This is a genomic window from Blastomonas sp. (genome assembly GCF_041747255.1).
Lineage (GTDB): Bacteria > Pseudomonadota > Alphaproteobacteria > Sphingomonadales > Sphingomonadaceae > Blastomonas.
Genome location: NZ_JBGTFM010000012.1, coordinates 1 through 3707 on the forward strand (window position 1 = coordinate 1; position 3707 = coordinate 3707).

Here is a 3707-nt window from a genome sequence, read left to right on the forward strand (position 1 = left end):
CGCCCGGTGCGCTCGATCGCCAAGGCATCGGAGACGGGCCACGGCACCAACGTTATCCAGGGGCTGGCGATCAGCCTTGAAGCGACCGCGCTGCCGACGCTGCTGATCGTGGTTGCGGTGATCGTTGCGCATCAGCTGGCGGGCGTCGTCGGCATCGCTTTTGCCGCGACCGCAATGCTGGCGCTGGCCGGCATGGTCGTGGCGCTCGATGCTTACGGCCCAGTGACCGATAACGCGGGCGGCATCGCCGAGATGGCGGGGCTGGACGACAGCGTACGCGAGAAAACCGATGCTCTTGACGCCGTCGGCAACACCACCAAGGCGGTGACCAAGGGCTATGCCATCGGTTCGGCAGGCCTTGCCGCGCTGGTGCTGTTCGGCGCGTATACGACCGATCTCAAGGAGTTCTTCCCTGACGTGCCGGTCGATTTCTCGCTGTCCAACCCGTACGTCATTGTCGGCCTGCTGCTCGGCGCATTGCTGCCCTATCTGTTCGGCGCGATGGGCATGACCGCCGTGGGCCGCGCAGCTGGCGCGGTTGTCGAAGAGGTGCGCGAGCAGTTCCGTACCAATCCGGGCATCATGCTCGGCACGTCCAAGCCCGATTATGCGCGCACGGTCGATCTGGTTACCAAAGCGGCGATCAAGGAGATGATCATCCCCTCTCTGCTGCCGGTGCTCGCGCCGATTGTGGTCTATTATGTGATCACCGCAGTGGCAGGCCAGGCCAATGGCTTTGCCGCGCTGGGCGCCTTGCTGCTCGGCGTCATCGTCTCAGGCCTGTTCGTCGCGCTGTCGATGACCTCAGGCGGCGGCGCATGGGACAATGCCAAGAAATACATCGAGGATGGCCACCACGGCGGCAAGGGGTCAGAGGCGCACAAGGCGGCGGTGACCGGCGACACCGTGGGCGATCCGTACAAGGACACTGCGGGTCCTGCGGTCAACCCGATGATCAAGATCACCAACATCGTTGCGCTACTGCTGCTCGCGGCGCTCGCGGCGGGGTAACCAGCGGCCATTCACGCGATTTCAAACCTGTTCTCCGGCGAAAGCCGGAGTCCAGGGGCGAGATGGGGCGTACAACGACACAAAGCATCCCAATTTGACACACGCGCAAAACCTTAACGGATTCATCACGCCGTTTAACCTGTTGTTTGCCTAAACACGCTTAAGGCGTAATGGATCGCGGTCGGCAATGTCGCCGCCGCCATCGGGACGCTGAGCAATCCATGGACCAGAGCTGGACCATTTCAGCCCGGACTGCTGCTTCGACAGCGCAGCCTGGCTTGCGCCTCCAGATCCATGACCCCGCCACGCTCAACCCCGATTTTCATGCGCAATGGGTCGATCTTGCTGCCGCAGCGGCTGAGCCCAACATCTTCCACGCGCCCGAATATCTGCCCTTTGCCATCGCGCACTGCGACACCTATCGCAACGCCCGGCTGGCCAGCCTGACGATCGGAGGCAGGCTTTGCGGGCTTATGCCGCTGGCGCGCGAGGGCTATTACGGACGCTGGCCGCTGCCGCACAGCCAGAACTGGCGGCACCCCAACTGCTTTCTTGGCACGCCCTTGGTGCGCCCCGGCCACGAGCCAGCGTTCTGGCAGACGCTGCTCGCGCATCTCGATGCGCTGCCCTCTGCGGGGATGTTCCTGCACCTCCACGGCATCGCCACCGACGGCCCGGTCTATGCCGCGCTCGCCGCGCTGTGCGGCCAACAAAACCGCCGCTGCGACATCGTGCTGGCGGAAGAACGCGCGATGCTCGCTACAACGATGGCCGGGCAGCCCTATTACGAACAAACGGTGCGCAAAAAAAAGCGCAAGGAACTGGCACGATTGCGCAATCGGCTGGCCGAGATGGGGCATGTCGAAACCATCGAAGGCGCGGGCGAGGCCGGGCTCGATGCGTGGCTTGCTGAGTTCCTCACGCTCGAACAGGGCGGCTGGAAAGGACGCAACGGATCGGCCTTGGGCGACATGCCGGAGACGCGCGCGCTGTTCCTGTCCACCGCGCACGCCGCCGCGCAAAGCGGCAAGCTGCATCTGATCGCGATGCGGCTCGATGGCAGCCCGATCGCTATGCTGGTCAACTTCATCAGCGTGCCAGGCGGCTTTTCGTTCAAGACCGCGTTCGATGAGGAACTCGCACGGTTTTCGCCCGGGGTGCTCCTGCAGATCGACAATCTCGATATCCTCGCCAAACAGGGTTTGCGGTGGATGGACAGCTGCGCCGCCGAGGGCCATCCGATGATCGACAGCCTGTGGGCCGAGCGGCGTCATGTTGCGCGCGTCTCGGTTGGCCTCAAAGGCTTTGGCCGCCCGGCGCTGTTCGCGCTGTTCCGCATGGGCGAGCGCTATATGGACCGCCGCCGCAAGGCAAAGGCCCCGCCCCCGGCTCCCGCGCATCCGGAGAATGACGATGACTGATCAGCCCGATCCGACCGGCTTCACCTCCACCGCAACGCCGCCGGTGTTTGATCCCGATGCCAAGGCGCGCTTTGCGCTGGGTTATCCTGAAACCCCGCACCGGCTGACCCACGCCCTGTTTCAGCACCCTTTGCTTGAGCTTGAGGCGCTGGCCCGGCTGGGCGAGGCGCTGCCCGAAAAGTCGCTCGAATACAATCGCGGTGACCTGCCCATCGGCATCCGCCCCGAAGATGTGCCCTCCAACGGGCTGACCATCGGCGAAACCATCCGCACGATCGAAAGCGCCAACAGCTGGGCGGTGCTCAAGAACATCGAGCAGATACCCGCCTATCGCGACCTGCTGCACGCGCTGCTGGCCGAGCTTGAGGACGTGACCAGCGCCACCACCGGCGAAATGCTGCGGCCCGAGGGGTTCATCTTCGTCTCATCGCCAGGATCGATGACGCCCTATCACTTCGACCCCGAACACAACATCCTGCTGCAACTGCGCGGCCACAAGACGATGACCGTGTTTCCGGCCGGAGACCCCCGCTTTGCGCCACCCGAGGCGTATGAGGCCTATCATTCAGGCGGCCCGCGCAACCTCAACTGGTCAGACGAGCTTGCGGCTTATGGCACTGATTTCGCGCTTGCACCCGGCGAGGCGATCTTCGTGCCGGTGATGGCGCCGCATTATGTGCGCAACGGCGACAAACCGTCGATCTCGCTGTCGATCACCTGGCGCTCTGAATGGAGCTTTGCCGAGATCGATGCGCATGGCTTCAACATCCTGATGCGCAAACTCGGCCTCAACCCCAGCCCGCCCAGACGCTATCCGGTGCACAACCGCGCCAAATCCTTCGGCTGGCGCGCGCTGCGCAAGCTGAAGCTGGTGGGGTAAACGGAAACGCTAGCGTCGCCGCGCGGCCTTGGGGGATGAACGAAATGGACGCGGGCGTTACCCCTCAACCCACACCCGCAACCCTCGCGCGTGCCGCTCGACGCTCGCGCTTACGCCATAAACCTCGGCAATGCGCGCCGCCGTCATCGTCTCCTCAACACCGCCGCTGGCGATGGTGCGTCCGCCTGCCATCCACACCAGCCGGTCGGCATATTGCGCGGCGAGATCAAGATCGTGCAGCACCACCAGCGCGCCACCGCCTGCATCGACATAGCGGCGGATCAGCCGCATCACTGCGTGCTGGTGGCGCGGGTCGAGCGAGGCAACCGGTTCGTCGGCGACCAGCAGCGGCGTCTCGGCCGCCAGCGCGCGCGCCACATGGACGCGTGCCAGCT

The 3707-nt window shown here is 64.5% G+C and carries 3 protein-coding genes and 1 pseudogene; 3 read left to right on the forward strand and 1 reads right to left on the reverse strand.

The annotated features are described in order from the left end of the window. The 3 genes from ACEW8G_RS00485 to ACEW8G_RS00495 all read left to right on the forward strand — a co-directional run. On the forward strand, nt 1-1011 hold a 1011-nt coding region (locus tag ACEW8G_RS00485), incomplete at its 5' end, for a sodium/proton-translocating pyrophosphatase (protein WP_373486493.1). Between the two features lie 278 nt (nt 1012-1289). Next, nucleotides 1290-2432, forward strand: coding sequence for a GNAT family N-acetyltransferase (locus ACEW8G_RS00490; RefSeq protein WP_373486494.1), 1143 nt, complete (start codon nt 1290-1292; stop codon nt 2430-2432). Then, nucleotides 2425-3312: a cupin-like domain-containing protein gene (locus tag ACEW8G_RS00495; RefSeq protein ID WP_373486495.1), complete on the forward strand. Its 888-nt coding sequence runs from the start codon at nt 2425-2427 to the stop codon at nt 3310-3312. The genes ACEW8G_RS00490 and ACEW8G_RS00495 overlap by 8 nt, the downstream gene beginning before the upstream one ends. Nucleotides 3313-3369: 57 nt before the next feature. Here ACEW8G_RS00495 and ACEW8G_RS00500 read toward each other — a convergent pair. Next, a pseudogene (locus tag ACEW8G_RS00500) lies at nt 3370-3707 on the reverse strand (ABC transporter ATP-binding protein); the annotation flags it as partial.

Coding starts and splice junctions, on each gene's coding strand:
- ACEW8G_RS00495 (WP_373486495.1), top strand. CDS start 2,425: ATGACTGATCAGCCCGATCCGACCGGCTTCACCTCCACCGCAACGCCG.